Raw genomic sequence first — 18,321 nt, 5'->3', positions numbered from 1 at the left:
CTTGGATCGGAACCGGTTCAGGACAAAACCATGCAGCAGTTCAAAGCGTTACAGCGTCCCTTGTGCGTCTGAAGGCGCACGGCGCTGTTTGAGTTTCGTGTAACCACCTTTCACTGCGACCGCAATCTTTGAGTATAGCACGTGACGTCCCCGCCTTTGCGCATCCTCGGCATTGAGACAAGCTGCGACGAAACCGCCGCTTCGGTCGTGCTGCGTGACGAAGAGGGCCACGGCCGGATTCTCGGCGACGTGGTGCTGAGCCAGCTGGAAGAGCACAGCGCCTATGGCGGCGTCGTTCCCGAGATTGCGGCGCGCGCCCATGTCGAGGCGCTCGACACGCTGATCGAGGAAGCGCTCCTGCGCGCCGGCGTGACGCTCCGGGACATCGACGCGGTCGCTGCGACAAGCGGTCCCGGCCTGATCGGCGGGCTCATCGTCGGGCTGATGACCGGCAAGGCGATCGCGCGGGCGACCGGCAAGCCGCTCTATGCGGTCAATCACCTCGAAGGTCACGCGCTGACGGCGCGGCTGACCGACGGCCTTTCATTTCCCTATCTGATGCTGCTCGTCTCGGGCGGCCATACACAGCTGATCCTCGTCAAGGGCGTCGGCGAATACGAACGCTGGGGCACGACGATCGACGATGCGCTCGGCGAGGCCTTCGACAAGACCGCAAAGCTGCTCGGTCTTCCCTATCCGGGCGGGCCGGCCGTCGAGCGGGCGGCGCAGGCCGGCAATGCGGAGCGCTTCGATTTTCCCCGGCCGCTCGTCGGTGACGCCAGGCTCGATTTTTCTTTTTCGGGCCTCAAGACCGCCGTCCGCCAGGCCGCACAGTCGCTGGAGCCGGTGACGGATCAGGATATCGCAGACGTCTGTGCCTCTTTCCAGCGCGCCATTTCCCGAACGCTCAGGGATCGGGTCGGACGCGGCTTGAAACGGTTCAGGGCGGACTTCGCTTCCGTCGACCAACCGGCTCTTGTCGTGGCCGGCGGGGTTGCCGCGAACCAGACATTGCGCCGGACATTGCAGTCGCTTTGCGACGAGCACGGCTTCCGCTTCATCGCGCCGCCGCTCTCGCTTTGCACCGACAACGCCGCGATGATCGCCTGGGCCGGTGCGGAGCGCCTCGCGGCGGGCCTGCCGGCGGACGGGCTCGATGCGGCTCCGCGTTCGCGCTGGCCGCTCGATTCCGAAGCCAAGGCATTGATCGGCTCCGGCAGACGCGGCGCCAAGGCATGATGGACGGAAGATGAGCGGCAAATCGAAGAGCGCGCAAAAAATCGTGGTCGTCGGGGCGGGCGCCTTCGGAACGGCGCTTTCGGCCGTCGCGGCAGCGAAGGACAAGGCGAATGTCACTCTGCTTGCCCGGCGGGAAGAAGCGGCCGCGCAGTGTCGCCGTACCGGGCGGAATGACGCGGTTCTCCCGGGAATTCCGCTTCCCCCGCGCCTTGCCTATTCTTCGCAGGCGACCGCGCTCGAAGACGCCGACATCGTGCTTTTTGCGATGCCTTCGCAAGCGCATCGGGACGCGGCGCGGTGCTACGGTGCCGCGATCGGCGCCAGGGCGATCGTCGTCACCTGCGCCAAGGGCATGGAGCAATCGACCGGCCGACTCCTCACCGACGTTCTCGAAGAGGAGTTGCCGGGCAGTCGCGTCGGGGTGCTTTCCGGCCCGGGCTTTGCCGCCGATATCGCTCGCGGCCTGCCGACCGCCATGGTGATCGCCGCCCCCGATACCGCGATCGCGACGGAGCTTGCGGAGGCGCTTTCCGGGCGGACGTTCCGGCTCTATCCCTCGGCGGACCGCACCGGCGTTCAGCTTGGCGGGGCGCTCAAGAACGTGCTGGCGATCGCCTGCGGCATCGTCGAAGGCGCCGGCCTCGGCGACTCGGCCCGCGCTGCGCTGATCTCGCGCGGGCTTGCGGAAATGTCGCGCTTCATCGTCGCGAGGGGCGGCGAGGCGGACACTGTGCGCGGCCTTTCGGGATTGGGTGACCTCGTGCTGACTGCGACGAGCCACCAGTCGCGCAACCTGCGCTTCGGCATAGCCCTCGGTAAAGACGGCCGGGCTGCCGCCGGCAGCGAATTGGTGGAGGGCGCTTTTGCCGCATCCGTCGCCGCCCGCGTGGCGGGCGGACTCGGCATCGAGATGCCGGTCACGGAGGCCGTCGCAGCCATCGTCGACGGAAAGCTGGATGTCCGCTCGGCTCTCGAACAACTGATGTCCAGACCGATCACCCACGAATGATGTCTTCAGGAGGATCCATGCTCTTCGCACTGCTCTGCACCGACAAGCCCGGCGCGCTGCAACTCAGGGTCGACACCCGACCTGACCATGTCGCCTATCTCAACGACCTCAATGCCCGGGGCATCCTGAAGATCGCAGGACCTTTCCTGGACGCCGACGGCAAGCCGACGGGGAGCCTCGTGATCGTCAAGGCCGACACGCTCGAAGAGGCCAGGGCGCTTGCCGAGGCCGATCCCTATGCGAAGGCGGGTCTCTTCGCCAATGTCGAGATCAAGGCCTACAACTGGGTCTTCAACAATCCGGAGGCTTGAGGGGCGATGGCGTTCTGGCTCTACAAATCCGAACCGGCGAAATGGTCCTGGCAGATGCAGAAAGATGCCGGCGAGAAGGGCACCGAATGGACCGGCGTGCGCAACTACCTGGCGCGCAACAACATGCGGGCGATGACGATCGGCGACAAGGGTTTCTTCTATCACTCCAACGAGGGGCTCGAGATCGTCGGCATCACCGAGGTCTGCGCGCTGTCGCATCCGGACTCGACGGCAGAGGGCGACGCCCGCTGGGACTGCGTCGACATCCGCGCCGTCATGGACATGCCACGGCCGGTTTCACTCAAGGAAATCAAGGAAAATCCGAAGCTCGCCAAGATGTCGCTCGTCACGTCGATGCGTCTTTCGGTGCAGCCGGTGACGGATGACGAGTGGATCGAGGTCTGCCGCATGGGCGGGCTGGACAATCCGCCTCGATAGCGAACCGAATGTCGTGAAGACCGATCCCGAAAGCTTCATCCGCGCCAACACCGACATTCTCGCGCCGCCGCACGTGCCGGAAATCCGCCTGCATCTTGCGGGCGAGGCGCATGAATTGTGGCTGAAGACCGAGGAAGAGCTGGAACGGATCGGTCTGCCGCCGCCCTTCTGGGCCTTCGCCTGGGCGGGAGGGCAGGGGCTTGCCCGCTATGTCCTCGATCACCCCGAAACGGTGCGCGGCCGCCGCGTCATCGATTTCGCCTCCGGTTCCGGCCTCGTCGCCATCGCGGCGAAGTTGGCCGGCGCCGATGAGGTCACCGCCGCCGACATCGACCCATGGTCCGAAACGGCCGCGCGGCTGAATGCCGGGCTCAACGGCGTATCGCTCGCCTTCACCGGAGACGATATCGTCGGCTCGGAACGGGCGGCCGACGTCTACCTCGCCGGAGACGTCTTCTACGACAAGAGCTTCGCCGATCTTCTTCTGCCCTGGTTCGACGCGCTCGAACGTGCCGGTGCCGTCGTTCTCGTCGGCGATCCGGGCCGGGCCTATTGTCCACGCGGGCGGATGACTGACCTTGCGACCTACGAGGTGCCGGTGACCCGGGCGCTCGAAGACAGCGAGGTGAAGCGCACGACGGTCTGGCGGTTCGGTCCGGCTGTCGGCGCCGGCGACGATTGAGAGGAACGTCCGCCCTCTACGGCCGGACGACGCAGACGCCGTGCTCCCAGGAGCAAGCGCTGGCGTTTACCTGCGGCGAGACGATGATGATCTTCGCGCGTTTCGATGATGGGTTGGCTGCTGCGGTCTCGCCGGCAAGATAGGCGTAGCCGCCGTCCCGGCTGAAATAGATGCCGTTTCCTTCATCGCGGAACGCCGAAAGGCCGCCGGCATAGGTGCCGATGTCCGGAATGGGTGTCGGGAAGTCGTAACTCCCATAGCTGCCGTAACCGCCGGACGCGTATCCGCCGCCATTGATGACGATCACAGGACCACGATCCCGTCCGCGGGGAGCGTAACGATGCCGGGAATATCCCGGCCAGGGATATCTCGGCCGGACGTGCCGGGTGCGGGTCTGAACATCGGGCAGGCCCATGGAACCGGCAGATGCGAAACCGCCGACGGTCGTTACTGACCGGTGGCGCGCCTTGCGCCAGGTGTGATGGGGCGTGCGATGCTTGATCCGGACATGGCGGGTTCGGGTCTCCACATTGCCGAAACCGTCACTTTCGGCTGCCCGTGCCGGCAAACCGGCGGGCATCGCAAGTGCGAAGGCCACGACTAGAGCTTTGGCCGCGCGGACCATTCGCGAGGGGTTCATGTCTCGCTGCCTCCGGATCATCGTTAACAAACCGTTAAAGTGCATCCTGCGGCAACCGACGGGAAATGTCACGGATTCGGCTGGGTTTTTTCGTGCATATCGTTAAAAGGCCGGATGTCTCTCCGAGGCGGGAAAATGCCGTTTTCCGTCAAATCGATTAAATTGATTTTGCACTGCAAACACACTTGTCGTGAAGCCCTATGGTGATTAAAGGTCCGGGTGACTGAATTGCGCACAATCGGGTGCGATACCGGACGAAAAGAGTCCAGTTTTGGACGCATATCCGGTCATCCCGCGAGGTTCCGATGACGAATGTCACAAGAAGCCGGCCGCTCTCGCCGCATCTTCAAATCTACAAGCCGATCCCCACCATGATCATGTCGATCATGCACCGCATCACCGGCGGCGCGCTCTATTTCGGCACCGTCCTGGTGGCGTGGTGGCTGATCGCCGCTGCTTCGGGCGCTGCCTACTACGACTGGGTGAACTGGCTGTTCGGCACGTTCATCGGCAAGGTCGTCCTCTTCGGCTATACCTGGGCCCTTGTGCACCATCTGCTGGGCGGCATCCGCCACCTCGGCTGGGATCTCGGCTACGGCTATGAGAAGCACTTCGCCACGAGAATGGCGAAGGCCATGATCGTCGCATCGGCGACGCTGACGCTCGTCATCTGGGTCGTCGGCTACCTCGCTCGTTAAGGGACTTCGACATGAATATGCGCACACCTCTCGGCAAGGTCCGGGGTCTCGGTTCGGCAAAGGAAGGCACGGATCACTTCTGGCGGCAGCGCCTCACGGCCGTCGCCAGCATTCCTCTCACGATCTTCTTCGTCGTCTTTCTCGCCCATTATGCGGGCGCACCGCATGCGGAACTGATCGCGGCCCTTTCGAACCCCTTCGTGGCGGTTGCCATGGGGCTGATGGTCGTCGCCGGCCTCGTTCACATGAAGATCGGCATGCAGGTCATCATCGAGGACTACGTCCATGCGGAGGGCGCCAAGATAGCGCTTCTCATGCTCAACACATTCTTCACGATCGCGGTCGGCGGGCTCTGTCTTTTCGCCGTCCTGAAGATCGCTTTTGCAGGGTAATTTCGTCATGGCATCGATCAGTTCACCCGCTGCAAACGGCAAGGCATATCAATATGTCGACCATTCCTTCGACGTCGTCGTCGTCGGCGCCGGCGGGGCGGGCCTGCGCGCGACGCTCGGCATGGCCGAGCAGGGCCTGAGGACGGCCTGCATAACCAAGGTCTTCCCGACGCGTTCGCATACGGTCGCGGCACAGGGCGGCATCGCCGCTTCGCTGCAGAACATGACGCCCGACTGCTGGCAGTGGCATCTTTATGACACCGTCAAGGGCTCCGACTGGCTCGGCGATGTCGACGCCATGCAGTATCTCGCAATGGAAGCGCCGAAGGCGGTCTACGAACTCGAGCACTATGGCGTTCCGTTCTCGCGCAACGAAGAAGGCAAGATCTATCAGCGCCCCTTCGGCGGCCACATGCAGAACTACGGCGAAGGGCCGCCGGTGCAGCGCACCTGCGCCGCCGCCGACCGTACCGGCCACGCGATCCTGCATACGCTTTACGGCCAATCGCTCCGGAACAATGCCGAATTCTTCATCGAATATTTCGCCATCGACCTGATCATGTCGGCTGACGGCCGCTGCACCGGCGTGGTCGCCTGGAACCTCGACGACGGCACGATCCACCGGTTCGCCGCCAAGATGGTGGTGCTGGCGACCGGCGGCTACGGCCGCGCCTATTTCTCCGCGACCTCGGCGCATACCTGCACCGGCGACGGCGGCGGCATGATTGCGCGCGCCGGTCTGCCGCTGCAGGATATGGAATTCGTGCAGTTCCATCCGACCGGCATTTACGGCGCAGGCTGCCTCATCACCGAAGGCGCCCGCGGCGAGGGCGGCTATCTGGTCAATTCCGAGGGCGAGCGCTTCATGGAGCGCTACGCGCCCTCTGCCAAGGACCTTGCCTCGCGCGACGTCGTTTCCCGCTGCATGACGATGGAAATCCGCGAGGGCCGAGGCGTCGGCAAGAACAAGGACCATATCTTCCTGCATCTCGACCATCTCGATCCCGCAGTGCTGCATGAGCGCCTGCCGGGCATTTCGGAATCGGCGAAGATTTTCGCCGGCGTCGACGTCACGCGCGAGCCGATCCCGGTGCTGCCGACCGTTCACTACAATATGGGCGGCGTGCCGACCAATTACTGGGGCGAAGTGCTGAATGCGGACGGCCAGAACCCGGAGCGAATCGCGCCCGGACTGATGGCCGTCGGCGAAGCCGGCTGCGCCTCGGTGCACGGCGCCAACCGGCTCGGCTCGAACTCGCTGATCGACCTTGTCGTCTTCGGCCGTGCGGCGGCGATCCGCGCCGGCCAGATCATCGACCGCAACGAGGCGGTGCCGGACGTCGACACGGCCTCCTGCGACCGCATCATGGAGCGTTTCGACCGGCTGCGGCACGCCAACGGCACCACGCCCACGGCAGTGCTGCGTGACAAGATGCAGCGCGCCATGCAGGAAGACGCGGCCGTGTTCCGTACGCAGGAGTCGCTCGAATCCGGCTGCCGTCGCCTGTCTGCGATCTGGAAGGAACTGCCGGACGTCAGGGTCACCGACCGCTCGATGATCTGGAACTCGGATCTCGTCGAGACGCTGGAGCTCGAAAACCTGATGGCCAACGCCATCACCACGGTCTACGGCGCCGAGGCGCGCAAGGAAAGCCGCGGCGCGCATGCGCGCGAGGACTACAAGGACGGCCCGCTCGCCGGTCGAGACGACGTCAACTGGCGCAAGCACACGCTTGCCTGGGTCAACGAAGCGGGCGACGTCCGGCTCGATTTTCGTCCGGTGCACACCGAGCTGATCGCCGAAGGCATCGATCCCTACAAGATCGAGCCGAAGGCGCGCGTCTACTGATCTCGAGGACTAAGGCACATGGTTGAACTCGCTCTCCCCAAGAACTCGCAGATCACCGAAGGCAAGGTGTGGCCGAAACCGGTCGGTGCGGCGAACCTGCGCGAATACCGGGTCTATCGCTGGAATCCGGACGACGGCAAAAACCCGCGGATCGATACCTATTACATCGATATCGACGATTGCGGCCCGATGGTTCTGGACGGTCTGCTCTACATCAAGAACAACATCGATCCGACGCTGACGCTGCGCCGCTCCTGCCGCGAAGGCATCTGCGGCTCCTGTGCGATGAATATCGACGGCACCAATACGCTCGCCTGCACCAAGGGCATGGATGAGGTGAAGGGCGCCGTGAAGGTGTATCCGCTGCCGCACATGCCCGTCGTCAAGGACCTCGTGCCCGACCTCACCAATTTCTATGCCCAGCACCGTTCGATCGAGCCCTGGCTGAAAACCGTTTCGCCGACGCCGGCCAAGGAATGGCGGCAGAGCCACGAAGATCGCCTGAAGCTCGACGGGCTCTATGAGTGCATTCTCTGCGCCTGCTGCTCGACCTCCTGTCCGAGCTATTGGTGGAACGGTGACCGCTACCTCGGCCCCGCCGTCCTCCTGCAGGCCTATCGCTGGCTGATCGACTCCAGAGACGAGGCCACTGGCGAGCGTCTCGACAATCTCGAAGATCCGTTCCGGCTCTATCGCTGCCACACGATCATGAACTGCGCCCAGGCCTGTCCGAAGGGGTTGAACCCCGCCAAGGCGATCGGCGAGATCAAGAAGATGCTGGTCGAGCGGCGGTTCTGACCCTTCCGTCCTGCAGGTGTTTCTCAGCATCATTTCAACGGCGGGCCTCGGCTCGCCGTTTTGCTTTCACGTCCGTCACATCGACGTGTTGCTAAGTGATTTGAAACGCGCCGCGAGGCAGTTAGGTAATAGCCGAGGATGGAGGGTCGCCGATGCTTCGCCTGCTGCTCGGTTTTCTCGTCACTTGTTTCCTGTTGCTGCCGGCGCGGGCGGCAGAACCGCAATATGCTATCTTCGCCGGCGGCTGCTTCTGGTGCGTCGAGAGCGACTTCGACGCCGTGCCCGGCGTTCTCGAAACGATCTCCGGCTATGCCGGCGGCAAGAGCGCGAACCCGACCTATGAAGATTATTCGAGGGGTGGACACCGCGAGGTGGTGCGCGTGAAGTTCGACCCGGACCGGGTCTCCTATGCGGAGCTCGTCGGCGTCCTGTTCCGTACGACGGACCCGACGGATGACGGTGGCCAGTTCTGCGACCGGGGCTTCGCCTATACGACCGCGATCTATGCGCTGAACGAGCGGCAGGCGATGGACGCGAAGGCGGAAAAGATCAAGGCCGAGGCGGAGCTCGGCCGGCCGATCGTCACGCCCGTCGAAGGCGCAGCGAAATTCTGGCCGGCGGAAGACTACCATCAGGACTTCGGCAAGCGGAACCCGATCCGCTACTGGTACTATCGCAACGGCTGCGGCAGAAACCGAACTGTCGAGAAGCTCTGGGGCGATCGCGCCTATGCAGGCGTCGATCATTGATCGATTGCCCCTCATCCGCCCGTCGGCATCCTGCATAAGAAGTGTTGGATAGGATTGGGTATGCAATTGGCCGGTTTGCTTTCGCGCCCGGCCTCTCTTCAAGCCCATTTGCGGGCGTAGCCCGCGTCAATGCGTTTCTCGAAGCGCGCTCCTTCGCTGTCCGGAAGGCATCCTTTCTACTTTCGGATGACAACGCGCAGACGGCGTTGCGCCGCCGCTTGCTTGATCAGGGTGGCCACCTTGCGAACGAAAGCCGGGCTGAAGGTGCCGATCGGCGTTGTCGATGCGAGATCATAGGCTTCGTCGAGACGGAGCAGATTGTACTCGTCCAGGATCAGCCAGGACGGGAAACGGAGCCCGCCACGGCGGCATTCGATTTCGCTGACGGCAATGTGGACGATCGACGGATCCGGACTCCGTGAGGTGATCGGGAACAAAAACAGCTTCACCGGCTCCGTCGGTGTCTTCACCAAAAGGCAAACCGGCCGCTCCTTGCGGCCCGATTCCTCACCGTCGCCGGCTTGCCTCGCCCAAAGATAGTAGCAGCGAAGGACGTCACCCGCCTTGAACATCGTCGTGGTCATCGCTGGCAATGATCGCATCGAGGCCGGTCATGAGTTCATCATGAATATCGTCCGGCGCATTCTCGAGCGTGTAGGCGGCCGCGTGAGGTCGGCCAACCAGTTTCTGATACTGAGCAGCGGACAGGATGACGAGCTTTTCCTTTCCGCGCTTGGTAAGCGCTACGGGCTCGATCAACGCTGCCTCGAGGATCTCGCCGGACGCGCGATTCATTTCGCTGAAAGTGAATTGCTTCATCTGCGTCGCTCCGTTCCCAATATACGTAAAATACGTAAATTATGCGGCTACGTCCAGCGCTGAGTTACCCCGTGGCCAGACTTGGGTGAGCGCGTCAAACTGCGGCTCGATGTCCTCCGCCACTGCAGGCTTCTCCGGGCTGCATCGTAGACCTCGAGGGAGCGCCATCGACGAGCGCGGCGGACCCGGTCGATCCGCCGTATCCCCCGTCAGCGCGCAGCCCAATTCGCGCCGCGGCGGAAGATCGTGCGCATCTCGGGCACCTCGAATTCCTTGGCCACATGCCCGAGCGAGGAGTAGAAGACCCGGCCCTTCCCATGCTTGCGCTTCCAGACCACCGGCATCGTCACGCCTTCGATCCAGGAGGCATGCTCGCCGGAGAAGGTGGTCGTTGCCAGCACCTCGTTGGACGGATCGACATGCATGTAATATTGCTCCGAGGTATAGGGAAAATCGGAGATACCCTCCATCAGCGGATCGTCGGGGCGCGTAATGTTCACGCGATAGTCGATGATGTTGCCCGGGTGGGCCACCCACTGGCCGCCGATGATGAACTGGTATTCGACGCTCTCGCGGAAGGCATCGCCCGCGCCGCCGTGATAGCCGGCGATACCGACGCCGCCTTCGACGGCCGCGGCGAGATTCTTTACCTCTTCCTTCTCGATCTTCGACATCGTCATGATCGGAACGATCAGTGACAGGTCGTGGATCGACGGATCGGCGAAGGCTTCGGTCGTGTGTTCCAGATAGACCTTGAACCCGTCCTCCTGCAGCATGTCGCGGATGATATGGGCGCATTCCTGCGGCTCGTGCCCGCTCCAGCCGCCCCAGACGATCAGTGCCTCGCGCATTCTCATTCCTCCTCAAATTTGACTAGCGGCCGATGCGGCCGTCGACGAGCGATTGCGACAGAGGGGCCGGCCGCTCGGCCTTCGTGCTGATGCTGACGGTAGAACCGGTATCGGCCGCCTTGTGGAACGCTTCCATGACCTCCAGCACGTGCAAGGCGAGGTCTCCGTTTGCCCGGTGCGGCCGGCCCGAGCGGATCGCATGTGCCATGTCGGCCACCCCGATCGAGCGGTAATTGCCGTCGGCATAGGGCTCGCTCGTCGCGGTCTGCTCGAAGGCGCCGCCCTTTTTCAGTAGCTCGATCTGGCCGCCGAAATGGTTCGGATCCGGGACGATCAGCGTGCCCTCGGTTCCATAGAGCTCGAGAGGCACATGCCTGTGGCCCGCCACATCGAAGCTCATGCCGATCTGCACGACGGCTCCATTCTCGAAGGCCATGATGCCGGCGACATGGGTCGGCACGCGGACGGGGATGCGTTCGCCGTTGCGCGCCTCGCTGGTGATGGTCCGCTCCTTCCGTGCCGCCGTGGCAAATCCGGCAACCTTGGCGACGGGGCCGAGAAGGTTGACGAGGTCGGTGATGTAGTAGGGACCCATATCGAGCATCGGTCCGCCGCCGACGTCGTAATAGAAGTCCGGATTGGGATGCCAGCGCTCGTGACCCGGGCACATGAAGGTGGCGGTGCCGCCGACGGGCGTGCCGAGCACGCCGGAATCGACGATTGCGCGTGCCGTCTGATGCGAGCCGCCGAGAAAGGTGTCCGGGGCGGCGCCGATCCGCAGGCCTTTCTCCCGAGCCAGCGCCACCAGCTTGCGTCCGTCAGCGAAGTCGGTGGCGAGCGGCTTTTCGGAATAGGTGTGCTTGCCGGCCTCGAGGGCCTGCATGGCGACGGCTACGTGCGCCTTCGGCACGGTCAGGTTGACGATGAGCTCGATCGACGGGTCCGCGAGGAGATCGGCGACGCCGCGCGCCTCGACCTTGAACTCCGCCGCGCGCTCTTCGGCAAGGTTGCGGTTCAGGTCGGCGATGCCGCGGATGTCGAGGATCGGAAAGGCTGCCATCGCCTTCAGATAGGCCGACGAGATGTTGCCGCAGCCGATGATGCCGATACCGAGTTTTTCCATCAGTCTCCTCCCGAAATGGATACATAAGTTCGGCGCAGCGCATCAAAGCGCCGGTGCCGGTCCGGTCGTCCCCCAGGGGGACTCGTAGAGTTCGCAGAGCGCCACGACCGCCGCCCCCTGAGCCCAGGTCTCGTCGGCCGATTCGTCGAAGACGAGTTCGGCCACCGTCGAGATCGAGGGCGGGATCGCGTTCTGAAAGGACCGGCGGATGCTCTCCACGAAAACGGTGCCGAGCGACAGGCTCGAACCGACGATGACGACGCGCGGCGGTCCGAACAGCGTAACTATGTTGGCGACCGCGAGCCCGACCGCTTCTCCGGCCCGTGAGGCGGCCGTGGTCAGCGCTTCGTCCTCGGCCGCGATCAGCATCTGCGCATGCGTCATGCCCCGTCCGAGGCGCACCGCCTCGGCGAATCGCCCGTCCATCGGGTGTTCGCCGAGAATCGCGTTCTCCCCGGCGAGCGTCGAAAGGCGGACGGTACGGCTCTCGCCGACGCCGAGCACAAGATCGCCGAGATTGTGGCTCAGGCCCCCGGCGCCTCGGAAAAGCTGGCCGCCATGCAGCACGCCGAGCCCGAGGGTCTGCTCCAGCGAAACGAGAACCATGTCGTCGAGGTCGCGGGCGCGACCGAACCAGTGATGGGCAAGCGTGATGGCGTGCGCGTCGCTCTCGACGATCGTCGGGACGTTGAGCCTGCTCGTCATTTCGCTTGCGAAATCGACGTCCGTTTCCCGGAAGATCGGGCTGGAGCGGACGTGACCGGTGCGGTGTTCGACCACGCCCGGCAGACCGATGCAGATCGAATCGATGTCGTCGAGCGAAAGGTCGGCGTCGACCACGCAGCGGCGCACGCCGTCCTCGATCAGATCGGCGATGACGGCGATCGGCTGGCGGTCGACCCGGATCGGCAAAGTCAGGTCGGAGAGCACTTCGCCGCGAAAGTTGCAGACGGCGAAAACCATGCGATTGGCGGCGATCTTGGCACCGACGACGCGAGCGGCCTCCGGGTCGAGCTCCAGCATGACGCGCGGGCGGCCCCTTGCGGCAGCGTTGCGGATATCGCCCTCGTGCCGGGTCAGGATGAGGCCGTCGTCAAGCAGCGACGCGGTGATCGCGGAAACGGTGGTCGTGGACAGTTCGGTGCGTTCGCTGATCTCGACGCGTGAAATGGGGCCGTGCCGGCGGATCGTATCGAGCACGTTGAAGCGATTTATCGCGCGCATCAGTTCGGGATCGGCGGTCTTCATCGGTCTTCAGTATGCTCGCATGCTGGATTGGTTGGCTGGGCGGGGTGAAATCATTTAGCAGGAATACGAATTAAATAACGGGCAATTAGCGCCTCCTGTCAAGCGGAGCTCCCGAAATATTCGCGAGGGCTGTTGACATTTGCCGGCATCTCCTCTGAATTAATCCGTATTGGGGACAAAATGAAGAGGACGTTTTGCCCCCTTGAAGGAGTTTGGGAGGAGAAAGATGATGATGCTCGAACGTGGGTCGGCGCCTCTGCGCGCCACCAGACTTTCCGCGCTTGCTGCCGTAGCCGGCATGGCGCTTCTCTTCGATGCGAGCCACGCATCCGCCGATACGGTGGTCAGGTGGCTTCATCTGGAGACTGTTCCGGCCTATTTAAAGATGTGGGAGGACATCGCCGCAAAGTACGAATCGGAACATGCGGGCGTCGATATTCAGCTCCAGTTCCTGGAAAACGAGGCATTCAAGGCGAAGCTGCCGACGCTTCTGCAGTCGGACGACGCGCCCCATTTCTTCTATAGCTGGGGTGGCGGCGTGCTGAAGCAGCAATCCGAGACCGGGGCGCTCATGGATCTGACGGAGGCGATGCGCGCCGACGGCGGCGCCTGGGAGAAGAGCTACAATCCCGCTGCGCTCAAGGGCTTCACCTTTGACGACAGAATTTATGCGGTTCCCTTCAAAATGGGAACGATCAGCTTCTTCTATAACAAGGAGCTCTTTCAGAAGGGTGGCGTCAAGGCCGAGGACATCAAGACCTGGGACGATTTCCTCACGGCCGTGAAGACGCTGAAGGAGGCCGGCATTACGCCGATCGCCGGCGGCGGCGGCGACAAGTGGCCGTTGCATTTCTACTGGAGCTACCTGGTCATGCGCAATGGCGGCCAGCAGGTCTTCGAGGATGCCAGGAACAACGAGGGCGAGGGCTTCCTGCATCCGTCGATCATCAAGGCCGGCGAGCAGCTCGCCGAGCTCGGCAAGCTCGAGCCGTTCCAGGGCGGTTATCTCGGCGCGAGCTGGCCGCAGACGCTCGGCCTGTTCGGCGACGGCAAGGCGGCGATGATCCTGAGCTTCGAGACGACCGAAGCCACCCAGCGCGCCAATTCCGGCGACGGCAAGGGCCTCGCGCCAGAGAATATCGGCCGCTTTCCCTTCCCCGCCGTCGAGGGCGGGGCGGGTGCTGCCACCGACACACTGGGCGGTCTCAACGGCTGGGCGGTAACCAAAAATGCTCCGCCTGAAGCGCTGGATTTCCTGCGCTACCTGACCAATGCGGAAAACGAGCGGCTAATGGCGAGCATCGGCATGATCGTCCCGGCGGCGGCAGGGGCCGAGGATGGCGTCACCAACCCGCTGGTGCGGGCTTCGGCCGACCAGCTCGCGGCCTCTACCTGGCACCAGAACTATTTCGACCAGGATCTCGGCCCCTCCCTCGGCCGCGTCGTGAACGACGCTTCGGTCGAAATCGTCTCCGGACAGATGTCCTCGGAAGAGGCGGCCCGGATGATCCAGGACGCCCGCGAACTCGAATGAGTGCGTAAGCGAGGGCGGCGGGAGCTCCCGCCGCCCGGCTTTCCTTCGACCATCCGGAACGAAAGGTGCGAGGACCAGATGACCGACGCGACTGCGACGATCACCGCGGCGCCGGCCACGGCAAGCCGCAAGAAAGTGCGGTACAAGAGCCCGACCGTGCGCGGGCGCCTGCCGGTGCTCATCCTCTTTCTGCCGCCGGCCCTGCTGCTGTTCACGGTCTTCGTCATCCTGCCGATGGGAGAGGCGGCCTGGTACAGCCTCTATCGCTGGAACGGCTACGGAACCCCGACGCAGTTCGTAGGCCTGCGCAATTTCGAGGTGCTGTTCAACAATGCGGCCTTCTCGCGGGCGCTGATCAACAACGGCATCATCATTCTCGTTTCGGTGCTCCTGCAGATTCCGCTCGCCCTCTGGCTTGCTATGATGCTCGCGCACAGGATCGCCGGCGTCGTCGCCTTCCGGCTGATCTTCTTTCTGCCCTACGTGCTGGCGGATGTCGCGGCCGGGCTCATCTGGCGTTTCGTCTATGATGGCGACTACGGGCTCGTGGCCGCGGTCGCCGGCTTCTTCGGCGTCGCCACCCCCTACGTGCTCGCCGACCGCAGCCTTGCCATCTATGCGGTGCTTGCCGTCATCATCTGGAAGTATTTCGGCTTCCACATGATGCTGTTCATCGCCGGCCTGCAGGCGGTCGACAGGAGCGTGCTCGAAGCTGCCGAGATCGACGGAGCGACCGGTTGGCAGAAATTCCGTTACGTGACCCTGCCGCTCCTCGGCTCGACCGTCAGGCTGTCGATCTTCTTCGCCGTCATCGGATCGCTGCAGCTCTTCGACCTCGTGATGCCCCTCACGGGCGGCGGGCCGTCGAACTCGACGCAGACCATGGTGACCTTCCTCTACACCTACGGCGTCACCCGCATGCAGGTGGGGCTCGGAAGCGCGGTCGGCGTGGTCCTCTTCGTCATCTGCGTCACGCTCGCTTTCGGCTACAAACGGATATTCATGCGCCATGACTGACACGACTTCTTCCGTTCGCATGACCGCAGCCACCCGCCTCTATCTCTACGTGTCGCTGTCGCTGGTGGCGATGCTGGTCCTGCTGCCCCTGGTCACCACGGCGCTCGGCGGCTTCAAGTCGCTCGGCGATCTGCGCGTCAATCCGTTCGGCCTGCCTTCCGAATGGCTGTGGTCGAACTATCTCGATATCCTTTTCGGCGACCGCTACTGGCGGCAGATGCTGAACTCGCTGTTCATCGCGGCCATAACGGTGGCGCTGACCGTCATCGTTTCGGCCATGGCCGCCTTCACCTTCGCCCATGTCAGGTTCTTCGGTTCGAACCATTTGCTGAACTACTTCCTGATCGGGCTCATGTTTCCGGCGGCAACGGCGATCCTGCCGCTCTTCATCCGCATCCGCGATCTCGGCCTGCTCGACACCTATTGGGGCGTGATCCTGCCCCAGGTGGCCTTCGGCCTCGGCATGAGCATCCTGCTTTTCCGCAATTATTTCCGGAACCTGCCGGAAGAACTCTTCCAGGCCGCCTTCGTCGACGGCTGCGGCTACATCCGCTTCTTCTGGTACATTTCCCTTCCGCTTTCCCGCCCCATCGTCTCGACGGTCGGCATCATCACCTTCGTGCATAGCTGGAACAGCTACATCCTGCCGCTGATCATGCTGAACACGGAGGCGAAATATCCCTGGCCGCTCGGCATCATGGTCTATCGCGGCGAGTTCGGCACCGATTGGCAGCTCGTGCTCGCCTTCATCACGCTGACGATCCTGCCGACGGTGATCGTCTTCTTTCTCGCCCAGAAGCACATCATCGCAGGCCTGACGGCCGGCGCGGTGAAATCCTGAGCCCTTTCCTGACGCGTCGTTCCAAGGAGAAAGCATATGGCATCGGTCGAACTCAGGGACATCCGCAAGAGCTATGCTGCGCTCGAGGTGGTCCACGGCGTGTCTCTCTCGATCGCGGAGGGCGAATTCATCGCGCTCGTCGGTCCGTCCGGCTGCGGCAAATCCACGTTGCTGCGCATGATCGCCGGATTGGAAGAGATCAGCGACGGCGAGGTGCTGATCGGCGGCAAGGTGGTCAATCCGCTGACGCCGCGCGAGCGCAACATCGCCATGGTCTTCCAGTCCTACGCGCTCTACCCGCACATGTCGGTGGCCGAGAATATGGGCTTCAACCTCAAGCTCTCCGGTCTCTCCCGTCCCGAGATCGACAGAAAGGTCAGCGAGGCGGCGCGCATGCTGGCGTTGACGGAGCTTCTCGATCGCAAGCCGAGCCAGCTTTCCGGCGGCCAGCGCCAGCGCGTCGCCATGGGACGCGCGATTGTCCGCGACCCGGCCGTCTTCCTGTTCGACGAACCGCTCTCCAATCTCGATGCCAAGCTCCGGGTGCAGATGCGCACCGAGATCAAGGCCTTGCACCAGAAGGTCGCCACCACCTCGATCTACGTGACCCACGACCAGATCGAGGCGATGACGCTCGCCGACCGCATCGTCGTCTTGAACGGCGGCAGGATCGAGCAGGTGGGCACGCCGCTGGAGCTCTATCGCACGCCCGCCAACCTCTTCGTTGCGGGTTTCATCGGTTCGCCGGCCATGAACGTGCTCGACGGAACGGTCGATGCCGATGACGGGGAGCCGGCGGTGCGCCTCGGCGACGGGTCGGCGATCCGCATCGCGCCCGAGCGCAAGGTGCGGCCCGGGCAGGCGGTCCGGATCGGACTGCGCCCGGAACATTTCGTCGCGGGCGGGGAGGGCAATGCTATTGCCGGCCAGACGCTGCTGGTTGAGCCGACCGGTGCCCAGACGCATGTGCTTTTCGAATTTGCCGGCGAACAGATAACCGCCGTCGTCGACGGCGACCACCCCGCCCGCCATGGTTCCCTCTTCAAGGCGGCGATGGACCGCAGCCAGGTCTATGTCTTCGACAGGCAGACGGGCGCGGCACTGTGAGCATTACACCCGGCCGTCCGCCGGCGCGGGCCATGTCCGTGTGAAGGCACATGCGAGCGAATCCGCCGGGCGTCTCAATCCTGCAACTGCCGGACGCGAAATGGCTTGCCTTGATTTGAAAGGTGGTTTTGCTGTAATTCGGCCTATATTATCGCGTTGCGTTATGGTTCGCGGACAATGTCGGGGGTAAAGATATGCGGGTTTCACATGCGGCGGCCGGGTTGGCGGTTGTACTTGCGCTAGCCGGATGCCAGCGGACGTCCTTCGGTGGTTTCGGGTCTCAGGATGTTTCTCGCGCTCCCGCTCCCCTGCAGGCGCAGCCCGTACCTTCCGTCTCCGCGGGGCAACTGCCGCCTCCGGCGGGGGCGTCGCAGTTCCCGGCCGCACCGACGACGGGCACCGCAGCGCCCGGCGCGGCGGCCGGCACGGAAGTGGCCGCAGCCACCAATGCCCTCGACGTAACGAAGGAGTCGATGGTCGGCAACTGGCGCGTTTCGAGCGCCGGCAGTTCCTGCGACATGTTCCTGACCCTCACCAATCTCGGCAGCGGTTCGCGCGGCGGCACGCGCGGCTGCGCCGGCGAGCTGACGGCCATGGGATCCTGGGAAGTGGCGGGCAAGCAGGTCGTGCTCAAGGACCGCAGCGGCAATCCGATCGCCCGGCTCTACAAGACGGCCGATGCGCGCTTCGACGGCTCGACCAATGGCGGGCAGCCGGTCAGCCTCAGCCGCTAGGGCGGAGGAGAAGTGTGTGCGGTTTCGCCCGCATCCCGCATCTCAACTTGCAAGAATCGATCACGACCGGCGATACGGCTCTGCGGCTTTCCAAGGCCTTTGGTACGACGCCGGAATTCTGGATTAATCTCCAAAGCCATTATGAACTGGAACGCGCGCGTGATGCCGCAGGTGATCTGAGCATTTCTCCGCTTCACGCCGCATGATGGACCAAAGCCGCAAAACCACGAAACGATAGAAGC

The 18,321-nt window shown here is 63.6% G+C and carries 21 protein-coding genes and 1 pseudogene; 16 read left to right on the top strand and 6 right to left on the bottom strand.

Annotation, left to right across the window (positions count from 1 at the left end):
- Positions 1-141: 141 nt before the first annotated feature.
- From tsaD to CN933_RS15700, 5 genes are read left to right on the top strand one after another with little or no spacing between them, the layout of a single operon-like run.
- Entirely contained in the window at positions 142-1,239 is a 1,098-nt protein-coding gene (tsaD, locus tag CN933_RS15720; protein ID WP_018097312.1) for a tRNA (adenosine(37)-N6)-threonylcarbamoyltransferase complex transferase subunit TsaD, read from the top strand.
- Between the two features lie 10 nt (positions 1,240-1,249).
- Positions 1,250-2,248 (top strand): NAD(P)H-dependent glycerol-3-phosphate dehydrogenase, encoded by a 999-nt coding sequence (locus CN933_RS15715; RefSeq protein ID WP_018097311.1) that lies wholly within the window; start codon positions 1,250-1,252, stop codon positions 2,246-2,248.
- Positions 2,249-2,265: 17 nt separating this feature from the next.
- Entirely contained in the window at positions 2,266-2,559 is a 294-nt protein-coding gene (locus tag CN933_RS15710; protein WP_018097310.1) for a YciI-like protein, read from the top strand.
- 6 nt (positions 2,560-2,565) lie between these two features.
- Positions 2,566-2,997 carry an EVE domain-containing protein gene (locus tag CN933_RS15705; protein ID WP_018097309.1) on the top strand — a complete coding sequence of 144 codons (432 nt, stop codon included), beginning with the start codon at positions 2,566-2,568 and terminating at the stop codon, positions 2,995-2,997.
- 13 nt (positions 2,998-3,010) lie between these two features.
- Positions 3,011-3,679 carry a class I SAM-dependent methyltransferase gene (locus CN933_RS15700; protein ID WP_018097308.1) on the top strand — a complete coding sequence of 223 codons (669 nt, stop codon included), beginning with the start codon at positions 3,011-3,013 and terminating at the stop codon, positions 3,677-3,679.
- 16 nt (positions 3,680-3,695) lie between these two features.
- Here the strand turns inward: CN933_RS15700 and CN933_RS15695 are convergent, their stop codons facing one another.
- Positions 3,696-4,319, bottom strand: coding sequence for a hypothetical protein (locus CN933_RS15695; RefSeq protein WP_018097307.1), 624 nt, complete (start codon positions 4,317-4,319; stop codon positions 3,696-3,698).
- A gap of 305 nt (positions 4,320-4,624) precedes the next feature.
- Between CN933_RS15695 and sdhC the strand changes: the two genes are divergently transcribed.
- The 5 genes from sdhC to msrA all read left to right on the top strand — a co-directional run bounded on the left by sdhC (position 4,625) and on the right by msrA (position 8,805).
- Positions 4,625-5,017 carry a succinate dehydrogenase, cytochrome b556 subunit gene (sdhC, locus tag CN933_RS15690; protein WP_018097306.1) on the top strand — a complete coding sequence of 131 codons (393 nt, stop codon included), beginning with the start codon at positions 4,625-4,627 and terminating at the stop codon, positions 5,015-5,017.
- A gap of 11 nt (positions 5,018-5,028) precedes the next feature.
- A complete protein-coding gene (sdhD, locus tag CN933_RS15685; RefSeq protein WP_018097305.1) occupies positions 5,029-5,409 on the top strand; it encodes a succinate dehydrogenase, hydrophobic membrane anchor protein in 381 nt (126 codons plus the stop codon).
- Between the two features lie 7 nt (positions 5,410-5,416).
- The gene (gene sdhA, locus CN933_RS15680) at positions 5,417-7,258 is read left to right on the top strand and encodes a succinate dehydrogenase flavoprotein subunit (RefSeq protein WP_026168837.1); all 1,842 of its coding nucleotides are present in this window, start codon (positions 5,417-5,419) and stop codon (positions 7,256-7,258) included.
- A gap of 18 nt (positions 7,259-7,276) precedes the next feature.
- Complete coding sequence (locus tag CN933_RS15675; protein WP_003531162.1) at positions 7,277-8,056, top strand: succinate dehydrogenase iron-sulfur subunit; 780 nt, start codon at positions 7,277-7,279, stop codon at positions 8,054-8,056.
- 152 nt (positions 8,057-8,208) lie between these two features.
- Positions 8,209-8,805, top strand: a complete 597-nt coding sequence (gene msrA, locus CN933_RS15670; RefSeq protein ID WP_018097303.1) for a peptide-methionine (S)-S-oxide reductase MsrA — start codon at positions 8,209-8,211, stop codon at positions 8,803-8,805.
- A gap of 176 nt (positions 8,806-8,981) precedes the next feature.
- On the opposite strand, the gene CN933_RS31530 is transcribed toward msrA, so the two are convergent.
- The 5 genes from CN933_RS31530 to CN933_RS15645 all read right to left on the bottom strand — a co-directional run bounded on the left by CN933_RS31530 (position 8,982) and on the right by CN933_RS15645 (position 12,846).
- On the bottom strand, positions 8,982-9,389 hold the full coding sequence (locus CN933_RS31530; protein WP_234704945.1) for a hypothetical protein: 408 nt from the start codon (positions 9,387-9,389) through the stop codon (positions 8,982-8,984).
- On the bottom strand, positions 9,361-9,624 hold the full coding sequence (locus CN933_RS15660) for a type II toxin-antitoxin system prevent-host-death family antitoxin (protein WP_018097301.1): 264 nt from the start codon (positions 9,622-9,624) through the stop codon (positions 9,361-9,363). Before CN933_RS15660 ends, CN933_RS31530 begins: the two co-directional genes overlap by 29 nt.
- Positions 9,625-9,833: 209 nt before the next feature.
- Positions 9,834-10,475 carry a ThuA domain-containing protein gene (locus tag CN933_RS15655; protein WP_018097300.1) on the bottom strand — a complete coding sequence of 214 codons (642 nt, stop codon included), beginning with the start codon at positions 10,473-10,475 and terminating at the stop codon, positions 9,834-9,836.
- 22 nt (positions 10,476-10,497) lie between these two features.
- Entirely contained in the window at positions 10,498-11,598 is a 1,101-nt protein-coding gene (locus CN933_RS15650) for a Gfo/Idh/MocA family protein (protein WP_102761822.1), read from the bottom strand.
- A 42-nt stretch (positions 11,599-11,640) separates the two neighbouring features.
- Entirely contained in the window at positions 11,641-12,846 is a 1,206-nt protein-coding gene (locus CN933_RS15645; RefSeq protein WP_018097298.1) for an ROK family transcriptional regulator, read from the bottom strand.
- Positions 12,847-13,075: 229 nt separating this feature from the next.
- On the opposite strand from CN933_RS15645, the gene CN933_RS15640 reads away from it, so the two are divergent.
- The 6 genes and pseudogenes from CN933_RS15640 to CN933_RS15615 form a co-directional block, all read left to right on the top strand.
- Positions 13,076-14,380 carry an ABC transporter substrate-binding protein gene (locus CN933_RS15640; protein ID WP_026168836.1) on the top strand — a complete coding sequence of 435 codons (1,305 nt, stop codon included), beginning with the start codon at positions 13,076-13,078 and terminating at the stop codon, positions 14,378-14,380.
- 78 nt (positions 14,381-14,458) lie between these two features.
- Positions 14,459-15,397, top strand: a complete 939-nt coding sequence (locus tag CN933_RS15635) for a carbohydrate ABC transporter permease (RefSeq protein ID WP_018097296.1) — start codon at positions 14,459-14,461, stop codon at positions 15,395-15,397.
- Positions 15,390-16,238: a carbohydrate ABC transporter permease gene (locus CN933_RS15630; RefSeq protein ID WP_018097295.1), complete on the top strand. Its 849-nt coding sequence runs from the start codon at positions 15,390-15,392 to the stop codon at positions 16,236-16,238. Before CN933_RS15635 ends, CN933_RS15630 begins: the two co-directional genes overlap by 8 nt.
- A 36-nt stretch (positions 16,239-16,274) precedes the next feature.
- Positions 16,275-17,345: an ABC transporter ATP-binding protein gene (locus CN933_RS15625; RefSeq protein ID WP_018097294.1), complete on the top strand. Its 1,071-nt coding sequence runs from the start codon at positions 16,275-16,277 to the stop codon at positions 17,343-17,345.
- A gap of 194 nt (positions 17,346-17,539) precedes the next feature.
- Positions 17,540-18,079 (top strand): protease inhibitor Inh/omp19 family protein, encoded by a 540-nt coding sequence (locus CN933_RS15620; RefSeq protein ID WP_018097293.1) that lies wholly within the window; start codon positions 17,540-17,542, stop codon positions 18,077-18,079.
- Between the two features lie 62 nt (positions 18,080-18,141).
- Positions 18,142-18,285: pseudogene (locus CN933_RS15615) on the top strand (helix-turn-helix transcriptional regulator); the annotation flags it as partial.
- Positions 18,286-18,321 lie beyond the last annotated feature (36 nt).

The sequence above is a fragment of the Sinorhizobium sp. M4_45 genome, assembly GCF_002885915.1.
GTDB lineage: Bacteria > Pseudomonadota > Alphaproteobacteria > Rhizobiales > Rhizobiaceae > Sinorhizobium > Sinorhizobium meliloti_A.
This window is presented reverse-complemented; position numbering and strand designations above follow the sequence as displayed.